Genomic DNA, 13916 nt, shown 5'->3' with positions numbered 1-13916 from the left:
GAACCCGGCAGTTGTTTGAGCCGAGTTCCTCGACCCGAACCCTGTCCCAACGTCCGCACCGCGTCAAGCGACATTGTTCGACGTGTCGTCCCCTGGTGAACAACTGTCACAGGTGGTCCGCTCAACACGAACACGGCGACATTTCGTTGTGCGATAAATCTACTGACAGTTGGGGAGGAATCTTGTCGGAAGCAACTCATGTGATCCGCGTGGCGACCACCAGTCGGCCGCGCGCGATCATCGCTTCGGCAATGCTCGTGGTGGTGGCGAGCGGGTTGCTGGGCACGCCGCGCGCACATGCGGGGGAGCCCGTCGGCACGGCCGGCATCACGCCGCAGCGCGGCTGCATCGTCGGCATCTGCGGCCACGTCGTCAACCTGTTGGACTCCCAATCGGTACTCGTGCAGCTGGACTCGGAGTACCGGTGGGTTCGGCCGAGAAGCGGCAGCGGAGGAGGGGATGTCGACAAGGTGTTCGTTCCCAAGGGATGTTCATTCGCGGTGCTCCGCGACTTCGTTCCAGTGACATGGGGTTACGGCGGGCATCGCATACACACCGGTGAGTTCGTGGTTGTTCACGGAGCGAGCTGTTTGGGCTAGCGCCGTCCCCTGGGGGCCTGCGGCCGGAACGCCTGACGGGACAGTTCCGGCCGCGACCCGTCAACCACGATCACCCCCCGCTATCCGCAGCGGCCGATCTCCCATCGGTGCGACCGGAGCTTGTAAGTGCCCGCCAGATTGCCTCCGTGCTCCGGCCTCGTGCAGCCCGCCCGGTCTTGCTGGTTCGCCTTCTTGTAGTAGACGACGCCTTGGCTCGCGTTGCTGCTCTTGGGCTTCAGGTTCATCACTGATTTCACGTTCCACACCGTGGCCCACGAGCAGGTCGCATCCCCCTGGGTCCAGTCGGGGTCACTGACATCCCACATGCACCGGCTCCCCATCCCGAACGGCTCAGGCCAGAAGCAGACGTGGTGGTATTCGCACTCCCACTGCTCCAGCTGGGCGCCCGTGCGGTCGTCCCAGGCCACCACGTTCCCAGCGGGAGCCGGTGTCGGGCCGGCCTGAGCGACCGGCGTGACCCACGCGAATGCCACTATCACACCCAAGACGAGCGCGAGTTTTCTCAGCATTTCCTCTCCCAGAGCTTTCAGAACCGGCGGGAGCATCGGCCCGTGTGTGCGCCGCCGTTGTTGTGGTCGTATTGCTGGAACTGGAGGTAAAGGCTCGTGCGGGGCCCGTACACGCCGTCCACGGCGAGGCGGGCTTCCGGATGGACGCGATTGATCGTCTTCTGGGCGTTCTCGACGGCAGTCTTGGTCGCACCTCCGAAGTCGCGGTCACGACGAATGTTCTGCTTGTAACAGACGAAGAGGCTCTCCTGGAGCGCCAGCACGGCCAGGCTGTTGTTCCCGACGCCCAGCACGCAGTTGAAGTTCCTCGTTTCCGGGCCGGCGCTCGGCACGTGGTGGTAGAGCCCCGGAATTCCGTCCGGCCACGCGTCTGACGAGGTGAAGCTGGTGCAGCTCGCCGCAGCGCTCGCCGGCGCCACTGGAAACGCGATTCCGGTCGCGAGAAGCAGTGAGGCGAGCAGTGATCGTGTCAGCGTCGATGTCACGTGATCCTCCGTGCAATGGCGAATCCGCATCTCAATGCGGTCGTCTCGAACGTCAGTGAATGGCGATGCCGACCCGGCTGATCCTGCCGGGGGCTCCGGTGTCGCCCCACCTGGTCCACTGGCCGTTGGTCCGGCGGATCGAGTGCCAGAGCGGGCCGGATGTCGTGGCGGCGAGGACTTGGAGCTCACCGGTGGTGGATCCGGACGCGGCGACGTCGACGAGCGTCCCGGTGTTGCCGTCGTTCACGGCGTTGATGTTCCTGAGCGGTTCCCAGCTTCCGTTGGCGTGGCGAACGGTGTGGCGGATGTCGTTCAGGCCGTAGTCGGCCACGAGGTGCATGGTTCCGTCGATGCTCGTCGCCGCCAGTGACCTGGGCGCTCCGGGGTTGGTGTGGGTAGCCGCCTCGACGTCACCCCAGCTGGTCCACCAGCCGTCGGTCCTGCGCAGGGTGTGCAGCAGACGTCCGTCGGCGAGCGAGATCGAGAGCTGGAACTCGCCGTTGGCGAAGCCGGCGGCGGCCACGTCGACCACTCCGCTGACCTGCCCGGCGAACACCTCGAGGTTGTGCAGCGGTGTCCAGGAACCGTTCGGCGAGCGCACGGTGTGGAGTACGTGCTCACCGGCGACCAAGGCGACGACGTGCAGCGACCCCTGGACGTCCGCCGCGGTGACCCGGCTGATGTAGCCGACCTCGCCGGCGAAGTCCTCCACGTTGCCGAACGGAGTCCACGATCCGTCGACTCGCCGGATCGCGTGCCACAGCTCGGTGTCCGCACCGGCGACCAACGCGTGCTGCTCGCCGCGCACCATGGCCGATGCGACGTCAACCGGGGTGAAACCGGCGCCGGTCCGGCGTTTCACGTCGTCGAAGCCCTGCCACGCCCCGGTGCCGAACCTCGTGTTGTGGAACAGCCCACCCGAGGTGGTGGAGGCGAGCACCTGCGCGCCACCGTCGGGGTACCACTCGGCAGGTTTGGGAACGGCCCGGAACCAGCTCGTCTCGCGGCGCGCACCCGGCCAGGAGAACGCGAAGTGCACGTGGTTCGTGTGCGGATCGTTTCCGCCGTACGGGACCCACGTCTTCTCCTGGTCGGGAACGTTGCTCCACAACGTGATCGACTTCCGGTTCCAGATGATGTTCCCGATGCCCAGTCTGCGGGCCATCGCGTGCCGGTTCCCGTCACCGTCGGCCGCCAGCAGCCAGTTGAGCACCTGCTCGACCTTCGTGGCGTCGCCGGGCTTCGCGGCGTCCATCTCCCAGTCCCATGCGCGCCCCTCGCCGTGTTCGTGGCCGGTGCACGCGTGGATGCCGAGGTTGCCCCCGCCCATCCGACTCATGATCATGGCACGGAACTCCACGGCACCCGGTTGCTCGACGAACGGTCGGCATTGGGGCCGGACGTAACTCGAATAGGCATCCACCGATGGGACAGCCGCTCGAGCGGGAGCTGACGCGGCGAGGGCGCCACCCAGCAAGCTCCCGATCGTCAGGACCGCCGTGAACCACCGCCTGGTGCCCGAGCCGCTCGCCCGAGCCGCGGGATTCAACCCTCGTCGTGCTAGCACAAGGCTTCCTCGCTTCCACGTCGTCACGCGGGACTGCCGCAGTCGGTGAGACGAAGCGGCATTGCGAGAGCAGGCGACCACTCGGGACCGTTGTTCGAAACCGGTGACCTCGATGAACAACCAGCGCGGACGCGCTGACCACGGCCGCGGCGGAGGAGAATTCCCTCGGTGGGCGCGGTTGTTCAGGCAGGTACGGGGTTCGAACAACCGCGACGTGCAGCGGAACCTGACGACGCGCTACTGGGCCTGGCCCGGACGAGCGGTCACGTTCTGCGCGTTGATCTCCTCACCGCACTGGCGGCAGGCGACGTAGGCGTCGGCGTCCTTCCCGCAGGTGGTGTGTTCGAGCACGACCGCCGGGCCGTCGGGATCCGGCACGTACTCATCACCCCACTGCATCAGGATCACGATCGCGGGGAAGAGCTCCTTGCCCGCCTGCGTGAGCCGGTAGTCGAAGCGGTCCGGCTCGGCCGCGTACGGCACGCGGTCGAGCAGCCCGGCCTCGACCAGCGACTTCAGTCGCGCCGACAGGGTGGGCCGCGGGATGGTGAGGTTGCGGACGAACTGGCCGTACCGCCGCACCCCGAAGAACGCCTCGCGCAGGATGAGCAGCGTCCACCGTTCGCCCACCAGGTCCAGCGCCCTGCCGACGGACTCGCCGCGGAATCGGCGGTCGAGGGCGTCGGATGTCATGAGGACCGTCCTTGGACCAGTGGGGCGAGGGTCGTGAGCAGGGTACGGGCGGCCGGGTCGTCGGCGGTCGCCGGCACGAGGCCGACGTGGCTCGCGCCCGCCTCGAAGTACTCCTCCACGCGGCGAGCGATGGCGGTGGCCGAGCCGACGGCGCCGACGGCTTCGAGCAGGTCGACCGGGATGTCGTGCGCCAGTTCGGATCTCGGCGTTCCGGCGCGTGCCCGAGCGACGAGGTCGCCGTGGCCGAGTGCGCTGAACATCTCGCCGTAGCCGGGTGGAGCGAGGTAGACGGCGAGTTGCTCGCGCAGCTGCCGGATCGTCGCGGGCCCCGGATCGAGCGCGGTGGGCAGCCAGACGGCGATCGGCGGTGGCACGCGGGTCAGTTCGGCGAGCTCGGCGCGGACACGGGTGACGTGGCCGGCGCCGACCAGGTTCAGCACCACCTCGTCCGCCTCGTCCGCGGCCACGCGCGTCATCGCCGGTCCGAACGCGGCGACCGAGATCGGCGTGCCGGGTAGCGGTGCCTGCATGCGGAACCCCGCCATGCGGTTGCCGTTCAACACCGCTCGCGTGTCGCGGACGGTCTGCCGCACCCGGCGGACCGGTTCCCACGGCCGCCCGTGCCAGTCCCGCACGATCCTCGGGCTCGACGCACCCAGTGCCAGACTGGCTCGCCGTCCGGTCGTCGTGACCACTGTGGACAGTCCCAGCGCCAGTGCCACCGGGCTGCGCACCCCGGCCGCGAGCGGGCCGATCTTCAACGAGATGTGGGACGTGCGCAGGCCGACGGCGGTCGCCAGGGCGAACGCGTCGAACGTCGCCATCTCCCCGATCCACAGCGTGCCGAAGCCCGCGAGGTCCGCGTTCACGGCGATGTCGAGCGCCTCCGCCGGTGGCCGGTCCAGCCAGAACGGCGTCACCACGCCGACCGACGTCACAGCTGCTCCGTCCGGGCCAGCACGCCGAGCAGCACCCGGCCGGTCAGCTCGAACGAGGCCGCGTTGACCTGGAAGTGGGCCGACGCGGTGTGGGCGTCGCGGAAACGGCGCTGCAGCACGGAGTCGTCGTAGATCGCACCTCCACCGGCGAGGTCGTAGAGGTTCGCGACGACCTGCTTCGCGGTGCGGGTCGCGTGCGTCGCGGCCAGCCGCAAGGCCGCCCGCTGAGGCACCGGGACCGGCTCGGTTCCCCGCGCTGCCTGCCAGGCGTCCTCGACGGCCTCGTAGTAGAACGCCCGCGCGGCTCGCAGTGTCGCGTGCGCCTCGGCCACCGCGGCCTGGGTCGACGACCGTTCCGCGAGCGTGCGGCTCGACCCGAGAGGGCTGCGTTCGGCCGCGAGAGCGATGAAGTCGTCCAGCGCACCGAAGGCGTTGCCCATCGCCGCCGCGGCGACCGACAACGCGAAGAACCCGAACACCGGAAAGCGGTACAGGGCGGTCGTGTCGTCCGGCGGACCGTCCAACACGGACAGCACGCGGTGATCGGGAACGAACACGTCACGGGCGACCGAGTCGTGACTGCCGGTGCCTCTCAGCCCGGTCGTGTGCCAGGTGTCGAGCACCTCCAGGTCGTCCTTGGGCAGCGCGGCCACCCGAAGCACGCCGGTGTCCAGCACGAATCCGGCGAACAACCAGTCGGCGTGCTGGATGCCGGAGCAGAACGACCACTGCCCGGACAGCACGACACCACCGTGCACGGTCTTGCCACGCCCCTTGGGTGCCCACACACCGGACGCCACCGACCTGCCGTCCCCGAACACCTCTCGCGCTCCTGCTTCCGGCAGGTAGGCGCCGAGCAGACCGCTCGTGGCCGCGATCGACACGCACCACCCAGCCGAGGCATCACCACGGGCGATGGTCTCGGCGACGGCCAAGGTCTCGCCCGGCGGACGTTCGATACCACCGAGGGACCGCGGGACACCGAGCGCGAACAGGCGCTGCTCCCGGATCACCTCGACCAGTTCGGGAGCGAGTGCCCTGGCCTGCTCCGTCTTGGGCGCGACCGCTCGGGCCAGATCGGCGACGGACTGCGCGACAGAGAGCACGGTTCCCTCCGGTTCACTTTTCTTACTGGTTCAGTTTCGTTACCGTATCCTCCGCGGTCGACGAACGGCAAGGGTGACTCTCCGTCCGACCCAGCAGAGTCCTTTGTGGACATTCCTGGCGGCCGGCGGGTGCGGACAGCGAACAAACAGCCGGTGCCTGGCGGTGAGGTCTATGCTCGTCCGCGCCACCGCGGGCTGCCGGCCACCGGCCGGTGCCACTCTCGCAGAGTCTGTTGGGAGTAGCCATGACGGAGATTCAGCGGTATCTCGCAGAAGAAGTCGCGGAAGACCTTGCCGACGGCATCATCAACCGACGGGAAGCGCTACGCCGCCTCGGCTTGCTCGGTGTGACCGGTGCGGCAGCGAGTGGGCTGCTGACCGCGTTCGCATCGGGTAGTGCGGCGGCAGTCGAACCGGAGAGCGGCAAACGTTCCTCGTCCGAAACGAGCTGGGCTCCCGTCCCTCGTGAGTCGATCACGTTCGCTGGACCCCGCGTGCCGCTGATGGCCGCTTGGGCTGCCGCTGAGAAGCCCCGTGGTGGCGTGCTGGTCATCCACGAGAACCGCGGGCTGAACGAGCACATCCGCACGGTCGCCGGGCGGTTCGCCGCCAGCGGGTACTCCGCACTCGCGCTCGACCTGTTGTCCGAGGAGGGCGGCACCGGGGCGTTCCCCGGTGAAGCCGAGGTGGCGGCCGCGCTCTCACGGATCCCGCCGGAACGTTTCGTCGCGGACATGAAAGCCGGCCTCTCCGAGCTCAAGCGGCGCGTGCGCGGCAAGAAGCTGTGCGCGGTCGGCTACTGCTTCGGCGGCAACATGGTGTGGCGCCTGCTCGCCTCGAACGAGCCGCGCCTGGCCGCGGGCGCCGCGTACTACGGGCCGTTCCCGGAAGGCGGGAACTTCCAAGGCTCCCGAGCCGCCGTGCTCGGGGTGTACGGCGGGCTCGACACCCGAGTCAACGCGACCCGGCCGGCGGCCAAGGCGGCCTTGGAAGCCGCGAGGCTGAAGTACGAACTCCTCACCTTCACCGAGGCCGATCACGCCTTCTTCAACGACACCGGCGCCCGGTTCAACCCGCACGGCGCGACGGAGGCCTGGCGCCGAACCCTGAACTGGTTCGACGCCGCCGACCGCCACCACTGAGCCCCCGTCAGACGTAGCCGGGAGCGGGTTTGACGCCCATCAGGACCGCTCCCGCGCCGTGGACGACGGCCCAGCCGCGGTCGCGGCGGCGCCGTGGTCAGTGCGTCCGAGGGCCACCGTTCGCCGGACTTCTGCCAGCGCTTGAGCATCCGGCCCTGCCGCGACGAACGCGACCGTGATCGCGACTCCGTCGACCAGGGCGACGGTCCACACCAGGTGGTCTCGCGTCACCTGCCGAAGGGCTCGCGTCGGGCCGGCCACGAGGAGGCCGACCCCGTACAGGCAGGCCGCCGTGAAGATTGCGACGTGCGGTCGTCACGGCCGTGTGTTTCACGCTGGGGGCGGCTGTCGTCGCGTCGCCGGGCGTGGCGGCCGCTCAGCCGTCGAACGGCGCCAGACCGGACGTGGTGAACTCCGCGAGCGACGCGAGACCTCGTCAGTCCGTTCCGAAAGACGACGAAGGCCGCACAGTGGTCTACGTCGAAGGCTGCCAGGAGACCCGCCGTCCCGACTTCAGCGACGTCACCTCGGTATCGGAGTTTCTGCAGTGGCGAGCCAACAACACGCCCGTCTGACCTCGTATGACGCGTCGGGCCAGCTGGACGGCGGAATGCGTGAGCGACTCGGGACCCCGGTTGTCGTGTCGGCCGGGTGGTGGGTCTACCGTCGACCAAAACGGAACGGCTGCGTCTAGTAACTGCCGGGAGAAGTGGATGAGACGTTGGTGGCGGCCAATCCTCACTGCGGTGGCACTCGTGGCGGCGGGTGCGCTGGTGTACCGGTCACTGCCGAAGATGTCCGACCTGGTGCCGGTCGTCCGGACGGCCGACGTCGGCTGGCTGCTGCTGGCACTCGTAGCCGAACTGGTCTCGATGAGGATGTTCGCCCGCCAGCAGTGGTGGCTCCTGCGGGGTTTCGGCGTGTCCCTGACGATCTGGCGGTCCATCGCCGTCACGTACGGGCGTTCGGCCATCGCCATCAGCATGCCCGCCGGGTCGGCCGTCTCGGCGGGCTTCGCCTACAAGGCGTTCCGCAAGGCGGGTGCGAGCACAGAGGTCGCGGCGACTGTGCTCCTGCTGTCCGGGGTGTTGTCGACGGCGGGTCTGGCGTTGTTGTACCTGTTCGGATTCCTCACCCTGTTGGCGGCGCACCCGCAGGACACCTGGCGGGCGCACCCGGCCGGCTCGGTGATCGCGGGGGCGCTCGTGATCACCCTCCTGGTGTTCGCGGTGTGGGAGGCGACCCGTCGCTGCGAGCCCGACTCGCACGGCGTTCCGGGACACGGGGACGACTGGACGTCGAGCGGTTGGCGGGCGAGCGCTCGGCACGCGGTGACGGCGATGGTGACCTTGCGGACGCGCTATCGGCGCGGCGCTCTCGCCTTCGCGATCGTCAACTGGCTGGCCGACCTCTGCTGCCTGGCCGCTGTCGCGCAGGCGTTCCACCTGCCGCTGACGTTCGTCGAGGTGGGCACGGCGTACGTGGTCGTCCAACTGGTGCGCCAGGTGCCGCTGACGCCCGGCGGGATGGGCGTGATCGAGGCGAGTCTGCTCGCCGCGCTGATCGCGGCGGGCGCGAGTGAGGCGCCCGCCGCGGCCGTCGTCCTCGGCTACCGGCTGTTCTCCTGCTGGCTGATCATCCCGGCGGGGCTGTTCGCCCTCGCCCTGCTCCGAGCCGGCGCTGCTCGGCACGCGCCGAGCGGTTGAGGCGATTGGGCTGCCTCCGTCAGACGTAGCCGGGAGCGGGTTTGACGCCCATCAGGACCGCTCCCGCACCGTCGTAGACGCCCTCGGTCAGCAAGGCGTGGTGCGGGACGACCGACGCGTCCCGCAGGTGGCGCTGCAGCGGGTGGCCGGAGCTGATCGCCGAGATGTCGGCGAGGCTGTAGGCGGTGCGCACGACGTCGAAGCTGACCGCGGCCGCGTGTGCGGCGGCCAGCCGGATCGAGCTGGCCTGCTCGACCGACGCCGGCGTGCCGGAGGTGACCGTCGCGTACACCTCGTCGGTCACCTCGTAGAAGAAGGCGCGGGCCGAGCGCAGCGCGGCTTCGGCTTTGCCGACGGCGATCCGCGCGTAGGGACGGTCGGCGAGCTGGGCTGCTCCGGTCAGGCCGGTGCGGCCCGCGCCGACCTGGGTGAGGTGGTCGAGCGCGGCTCGGGCGATGCCGAGGTTGACCGCCGCCAACGCTTGCGCGGCGTAGGGCACGGCGGGGTAGCGGTGCAGGGGCTCGTCGACGTTCGCGCGGCCGCCGCGGAGGAAGGTCCACTCGTCGGGCACGACGACGCCGTTGATCCTCAGGTCGTGACTGCCGGTGCCCTCCATGCCGACGACGTCCCAGTTCTCGACGATCTCGACGTCTTCGGCGGGCAGCACCGCCATGCGCGCCTTGTCGTCTTCGGTCCTGATGCCGACGGCGAGGATGTCGGCGCTCGTGCAGCCGCTGGCGAACCGCCACTGCCCGCTCACCTTGAAGCCTCCTGGCTCGCGTTCGGCCGGTTGCATGGGGAAGAGACCGCCTGCGAACACGACGTCCGGGCCGGTCGAGTACAGCTTGGCCTGGGTTTCCAGTGGCAGGGCGGCCAGGTAGATCTTGGCGACCTCGATGCTGGCCATCCAGCCCGCGGAGCCGTCCACCTCGGCGATCCGCTCGACCATGCGCAGGTACTGGCGCGGCGGGAGCGCGTCGCCACCGAACATCTTCGGTGTGGCGGCGCGGTAGACGCCGGCCGCGCGGAACTTCTCCATCACGTCGCGCGGGATGTCGCGCAGCGCGGTGAACTCGGCGCGGCGCTCGGCCACCACGGCGAGCAGGTCCTCGAGGGCTGGGCTCGTAGGTTCGACGGTGCGGGTCATGCGGGAGTCCCCTCGATGATGGTTGCGTTGGGTGACACGGGAATGACGCGGCTGACCGTGAAGCCGGCCTCGACGAGCAGCGACTCGTACTCGGGCAGGGTGCGTTCCTTGCCGCCCAGCAGGTTCAGGATCAGGACGTCGATGGTCTTGCCGGGGTGGGGGTCGTTGCCCGGCGGGATGACGCCGTTGACGACCAGGACCCGTCCGTTGTCGGGCATGGTCTTGCGGCACGTGGAGAGCAGTCGCAGGCAGTCGGCGTCGGACCAGCTCGCGAAGACGTGCTTGAAGACGTAGACGTCGCCGCCTTCGGGGACCGACTCGAAGAAGTCGCCGCTCTCCACGCGCCAGCGCCCGGCCAGGTCCGGTTCGTCCAGTACGTGGTCGTCGACGACGCTGGGCAGGTCGAACAGGACGCCGGTGACGTGCGGGTGCTGCAGCAGGATGCTGCGCAGCAGGCCGCCCCGGCCGCCGCCGACGTCGACGACCACCGCGTGGTCCGGGAAGTCGTAGGCGGCGGTGACGTCGTTGCTGACCAGGTTGGAGAAGGCCGCCATGCCGGCGTTGTAGGCGGGGCCGGTCACAGGGTCGTTCGCGAGGTGCTCGTAGAACGGCGCGTCGAAGATGTCGTCGAAAACGGCCCGCCCGGAGACAACGGTGTCGTACATGCGGGCGGCGGGCTCGAGGAAGATTCCGTCACCGAGGCTGAGGACGAAGTCCCGCAACGACTTCGGTGAGTCCGCGCGCAGTGGCTCGGCCAGCGGTGTCAGGTGGAAGCGGGACTCGTCGTCCTCGCGGAACACGCCGCGGGTGGCGAGGAAACGCAGCACGCGGTGCAGGTTCGGACCGTGTGCGCCGGTGGCGGCGGCGAGCTCGGCGGCGGTGCGGGGACCGTCGTGGAGGTGGTCCGCGACACCGAGCCGGGCAGCGGTGTTCAAGGCTGACGAGTACAGGTAGCTGAGCGCGTACTCGACCAGCAGGCCGGGTCTCACTTCTGTGGTCACGGTCTTCCTTCCGGTCAGTCGGTCGGGATGAGCACGAGCGCGGAGTTCTCCATGGGCAGCGCGACCGACTCCTTGATCGCGAACCCGGACCGCGCGGCGAGATCGGTGTAGGTGCGGTACTCCCGTTGCGTGCCTCCGTTGAGCACGAAGAGCTGCAGATCCCACAGCGGGGCGAGCAGACCCGGCTGGTCGTCGTGCACGACCCGCTCGATGATCAGCAGACGGGCGTGTGGTGGCATCGCCCGCCGGACGTTGCGCAGCAGCCGCACGCAGTCGTCGTCGGACCAGTCACCCAGCACCCGTGACAAGAGGTAGGTGTCGGCCTCGGGCAGCGCGGCGGTGAACATGTCGGCGGCGACCAGGTCGACCCGGTCCGTCCCGACCGTCGCGGTGAAGTGCTCGCGGGCGATCGGGATGGTGTGTTCCAGGTCGAGGTAGGTGCCGCGGGTGCGGGGCGCGGCGCGGAGCACGGTGGACAGCAGCAGCCCGCTGCCGCCGCCGATGTCGGCCACGTGGGTGCTGTGCCCGAAGTCGATCACGTCGGGCACGGCGTCGAAGAAGAAGCTGTTGGCGCGCAGGCTGCGCTGGAAGCGGCCCGCGGCGTCGGCGTCCTCCCCGAGGTAGTCGATCAGCGTGCGGCCGAACGCCAGCTCGAACCCCGGTACGCCGGTGCGGAACGACTCCGCGGCGTGGCCCCAGGCGGTGTAGAACTCGTCGGCGTAGAGCAGGGCCGTGTCGCGCAACGATCCTGGCCGGTCCTGGAACTGCTCGCCCACCGCGGTGACGGTGTATCCGCCGGTGTCGTCGCCATCGAACAGACCGAGCAACGCCAGCACGCGCAGCAGCCTGTGCAACGCCGCGGCGTCGACGCCGGTCGGCGAGGCCAATGCCGCGCTGGTGCGATGTCCGGCCGCGACGAGGTCAGGCAGCCGCAGCGATGCCGCGACGTGCACGACCTGGGAGCGCCACGCCGCGGTGACCAGGTCGATCGCGGCACGGGAAGCTTCGTGGTCCATGGTCACTCCTCTCCTGAGGGAATGAAGTCGCGCTTGATGTGCGGGGTCTCGATGCCGAGTGACCGCATGTGCTCGATCGGGTTCGCGTACTCCCTGCTCGCCGCGATGAGCCCGTCGACGAGGGTGAACCCGTGCACGAAGTGGTTGCGGTAGTGGCCTTCGGGGTAGTCCGGGAACCGGATGGTGCCCTCGCCGTCGCACTCGACCCAGATGGTGCCGGGGTCGTGCGTCTCGTAGAGAACCACGTCGTGCCATTCCCAGTCCGGGAGCACCTGCAGCGACAGTTCGTTGTGCCGCTTGAGCTTCTCCCGGCCGCGGACCGTGATCGGTCTGCCGATGTCGGTGTTGACCAGCGACGCCGTGCCGTCCTCGGTGTAGAGCAGGTAGCGGCTGAGCCTCGCCTCGGGACCGGTGCGGAAGTACTGCTCGACCGCGTGCCGGTTGCGGGCCCGCAGGTCCGCGTCGGTAGTGTTTCCGAAAAGGACTGTCATGGTTGCAACCTCGTGGTGTGCCAGCCGGTGTCGTCCCGGTCGTAGCCCAGTCGTTCGTAGTGCAGTCGTTCGTGCAGCCGGTCCGAGCCGTTGGCCCAGAACTCGATCTCCGCAGGCTCGAGCACGTAGCCGGCGTAGTTGTCCGGACGTGGCAACGGTTCGGCGCCGAGCAGATGAGCCTTCGCGCGCAGGGCGGCGACGTCGGTCAGCGGGTGGCTCTGCCGTGACGCGGTGGTCATGGCGTGGGTGAACGGTGGCCGGGCCGCCCACATCGCGTCGGCCTCGTCGTCCGGCAACAGCCGCACCGGTCCGGCGACGACGACCTGCTGGCTGGTCTCACGCCAGTACAGGACCCCGGACGCCCACGGGTTCACCGCGAGTTCGCGGCCCTTGCGGCTGTCCCGGTGCGTGGCGAACACCAGGCCGGACGGCGTGATCCGGCTCAGCACGACGACTCGGGACGACGTGCGCCCGTGTTCGTCCGCCGTGGCCAGCGCCAACGCCCTCGGCTCGCGCACCCCGTTCTGCTCGGCGGCCGACAGCCACGACGTCAACAGCTCGAACGGGTCACCGGGAGGATCGGCGTACTCCGGGAAGGCGGCCACGATCGTCCCGGTGAGCGACTCGGACCTGGTTCTCTCAGACATGGAACGTGCCCTCCGCCACGACGACGCCGTGCCCGCCGACCTCGACCGACTCGACGTGATCGCCGTCGAGTTCGATCCGGGCGCGCATCAGGGAGTGCCGCCCGATCTCCACGCCCTGGGCGATGTCCACCCACTGACCGTGCGGCGCCTGGGCGTGCCGTGCGGCGTGGATGGCGATCGGGCCCGCGGCCGAGCCGGTGGCAGCGTCCTCGACCACCCCGTAGGCGGGCGAGAACATCCGGTTGCGCCACCGCGTTCCCGAACCCGCGATGCAGTTGACCGCCATGTCCTCGAACCCGGCGAGCGCACGGTGGTCCGGATCCACTTTGGACAGCGACGCGATGCTGTCCAGTCCGACCAGGACGTGCCGGGGGCCGTTGTGGTAGATCTCCACCGGGAACGGCGGTTCCGGCACGCCGAGCGCGTCGAGCAGCTCGCCGGTCCGGTCGAACGGCCGCCAGGTGGGCACGGGCTGGCGCATCGTGGCGTGCCCGGTGCGCCTGCCCTTGGCGTTACTGCCACCGACCTCCACCTCGAACGGGACGACGCCCATCGCGGTCTCCAGTCGCAGCCGCGCGCCGTGGCCGCGGCAGCCGAGCACGATCGCGGTGCCGAGCAGCGGGTGCCCGGCGAACGGCAGCTCGTTGACCGGGGTGAAGATCCGGATGTGCGCGTCGCCGCCCTGCTCGGGCCGCAGCACGAAGGTGGTCTCGGACAGGTTCGTCTCGCGCGCGATGCGCTGCATCTGCTCCGGCGTGAGGTCGTCTGCGTCGAAGAACACCGCGACCGGGTTGCCGTGCAGGGGTTTGTCGGCGAACGCGTCCGCCACCGCGTAGTGGTGCACCACA

17 protein-coding genes are annotated in these 13916 nt (G+C 69.4%); 4 read left to right on the top strand and 13 right to left on the bottom strand.

What is annotated here, in order from left to right:
* The first annotated feature begins 182 nt into the window (after positions 1-182).
* Positions 183-599: a hypothetical protein gene (locus tag FKR81_RS20560; protein ID WP_146353721.1), complete on the top strand. Its 417-nt coding sequence runs from the start codon at positions 183-185 to the stop codon at positions 597-599.
* An 80-nt stretch (positions 600-679) separates the two neighbouring features.
* On the opposite strand, the gene FKR81_RS20555 is transcribed toward FKR81_RS20560, so the two are convergent.
* The 6 genes from FKR81_RS20555 to FKR81_RS20530 form a co-directional block, all read right to left on the bottom strand.
* Complete coding sequence (locus FKR81_RS20555) at positions 680-1165, bottom strand: peptidase inhibitor family I36 protein (RefSeq protein ID WP_222598340.1); 486 nt, start codon at positions 1163-1165, stop codon at positions 680-682.
* Entirely contained in the window at positions 1147-1614 is a 468-nt protein-coding gene (locus FKR81_RS20550; RefSeq protein WP_146353720.1) for a peptidoglycan-binding protein, read from the bottom strand. The genes FKR81_RS20555 and FKR81_RS20550 overlap by 19 nt, the downstream gene beginning before the upstream one ends.
* 52 nt (positions 1615-1666) lie before the next feature.
* A complete protein-coding gene (locus tag FKR81_RS20545; protein WP_146353719.1) occupies positions 1667-2959 on the bottom strand; it encodes a hypothetical protein in 1293 nt (430 codons plus the stop codon).
* Between the two features lie 459 nt (positions 2960-3418).
* A complete protein-coding gene (locus tag FKR81_RS20540; RefSeq protein ID WP_146353718.1) occupies positions 3419-3874 on the bottom strand; it encodes a winged helix-turn-helix transcriptional regulator in 456 nt (151 codons plus the stop codon).
* Positions 3871-4812, bottom strand: coding sequence for an LLM class F420-dependent oxidoreductase (locus FKR81_RS20535; RefSeq protein WP_146353717.1), 942 nt, complete (start codon positions 4810-4812; stop codon positions 3871-3873). Before FKR81_RS20535 ends, FKR81_RS20540 begins: the two co-directional genes overlap by 4 nt.
* Positions 4809-5918, bottom strand: a complete 1110-nt coding sequence (locus FKR81_RS20530) for an acyl-CoA dehydrogenase family protein (RefSeq protein WP_146353716.1) — start codon at positions 5916-5918, stop codon at positions 4809-4811. Before FKR81_RS20530 ends, FKR81_RS20535 begins: the two co-directional genes overlap by 4 nt.
* 245 nt (positions 5919-6163) lie before the next feature.
* Between FKR81_RS20530 and FKR81_RS20525 the strand changes: the two genes are divergently transcribed.
* Positions 6164-7060, top strand: coding sequence for a dienelactone hydrolase family protein (locus FKR81_RS20525; protein ID WP_146353715.1), 897 nt, complete (start codon positions 6164-6166; stop codon positions 7058-7060).
* A gap of 39 nt (positions 7061-7099) precedes the next feature.
* Here the strand turns inward: FKR81_RS20525 and FKR81_RS20520 are convergent, their stop codons facing one another.
* Positions 7100-7291, bottom strand: coding sequence for a hypothetical protein (locus tag FKR81_RS20520; protein ID WP_146353714.1), 192 nt, complete (start codon positions 7289-7291; stop codon positions 7100-7102).
* Between the two features lie 92 nt (positions 7292-7383).
* Between FKR81_RS20520 and FKR81_RS20515 the strand changes: the two genes are divergently transcribed.
* Complete coding sequence (locus FKR81_RS20515) at positions 7384-7635, top strand: hypothetical protein (protein ID WP_186763073.1); 252 nt, start codon at positions 7384-7386, stop codon at positions 7633-7635.
* Between the two features lie 171 nt (positions 7636-7806).
* Entirely contained in the window at positions 7807-8766 is a 960-nt protein-coding gene (locus tag FKR81_RS20510) for a lysylphosphatidylglycerol synthase transmembrane domain-containing protein (RefSeq protein WP_186763072.1), read from the top strand.
* A 19-nt stretch (positions 8767-8785) separates the two neighbouring features.
* Here the strand turns inward: FKR81_RS20510 and FKR81_RS20505 are convergent, their stop codons facing one another.
* Genes FKR81_RS20505 through FKR81_RS20480 form a run of 6 tightly spaced genes read right to left on the bottom strand, consistent with a single transcriptional unit; the run spans position 8786 to position 13912 of the window.
* Entirely contained in the window at positions 8786-9913 is a 1128-nt protein-coding gene (locus FKR81_RS20505) for an acyl-CoA dehydrogenase family protein (RefSeq protein ID WP_146353711.1), read from the bottom strand.
* Positions 9910-10914 carry a methyltransferase gene (locus FKR81_RS20500; protein ID WP_146353710.1) on the bottom strand — a complete coding sequence of 335 codons (1005 nt, stop codon included), beginning with the start codon at positions 10912-10914 and terminating at the stop codon, positions 9910-9912. The genes FKR81_RS20505 and FKR81_RS20500 overlap by 4 nt, the downstream gene beginning before the upstream one ends.
* Before the next feature lie 14 nt (positions 10915-10928).
* Positions 10929-11930, bottom strand: a complete 1002-nt coding sequence (locus FKR81_RS20495) for a methyltransferase (protein WP_146353709.1) — start codon at positions 11928-11930, stop codon at positions 10929-10931.
* Between the two features lie 2 nt (positions 11931-11932).
* Positions 11933-12421 (bottom strand): PhzA/PhzB family protein, encoded by a 489-nt coding sequence (locus tag FKR81_RS20490; RefSeq protein ID WP_146353708.1) that lies wholly within the window; start codon positions 12419-12421, stop codon positions 11933-11935.
* Positions 12418-13068: a phenazine biosynthesis FMN-dependent oxidase PhzG gene (phzG, locus tag FKR81_RS20485; protein WP_146353707.1), complete on the bottom strand. Its 651-nt coding sequence runs from the start codon at positions 13066-13068 to the stop codon at positions 12418-12420. Before phzG ends, FKR81_RS20490 begins: the two co-directional genes overlap by 4 nt.
* Entirely contained in the window at positions 13061-13912 is an 852-nt protein-coding gene (locus FKR81_RS20480; RefSeq protein WP_146353706.1) for a PhzF family phenazine biosynthesis protein, read from the bottom strand. Before FKR81_RS20480 ends, phzG begins: the two co-directional genes overlap by 8 nt.
* Between the last annotated feature and the right edge of the window lie 4 nt (positions 13913-13916).

Source organism: Lentzea tibetensis, from assembly GCF_007845675.1.
Lineage (GTDB): Bacteria > Actinomycetota > Actinomycetes > Mycobacteriales > Pseudonocardiaceae > Lentzea > Lentzea tibetensis.
The sequence above is the reverse complement of the archived record's forward strand: the minus strand, read 5'-3'. Positions and strand labels throughout refer to the sequence as shown.

Coding starts and splice junctions, on each gene's coding strand:
- FKR81_RS20490 (WP_146353708.1), bottom strand. CDS start 12,421: ATGACAGTCCTTTTCGGAAACACTACCGACGCGGACCTGCGGGCCCGC.
- FKR81_RS20525 (WP_146353715.1), top strand. CDS start 6,164: ATGACGGAGATTCAGCGGTATCTCGCAGAAGAAGTCGCGGAAGACCTT.
- FKR81_RS20505 (WP_146353711.1), bottom strand. CDS start 9,913: ATGACCCGCACCGTCGAACCTACGAGCCCAGCCCTCGAGGACCTGCTC.
- phzG (WP_146353707.1), bottom strand. CDS start 13,068: ATGTCTGAGAGAACCAGGTCCGAGTCGCTCACCGGGACGATCGTGGCC.
- FKR81_RS20555 (WP_222598340.1), bottom strand. CDS start 1,165: ATGCTCCCGCCGGTTCTGAAAGCTCTGGGAGAGGAAATGCTGAGAAAA.
- FKR81_RS20540 (WP_146353718.1), bottom strand. CDS start 3,874: ATGACATCCGACGCCCTCGACCGCCGATTCCGCGGCGAGTCCGTCGGC.
- FKR81_RS20495 (WP_146353709.1), bottom strand. CDS start 11,930: ATGGACCACGAAGCTTCCCGTGCCGCGATCGACCTGGTCACCGCGGCG.
- FKR81_RS20545 (WP_146353719.1), bottom strand. CDS start 2,959: ATGATCATGAGTCGGATGGGCGGGGGCAACCTCGGCATCCACGCGTGC.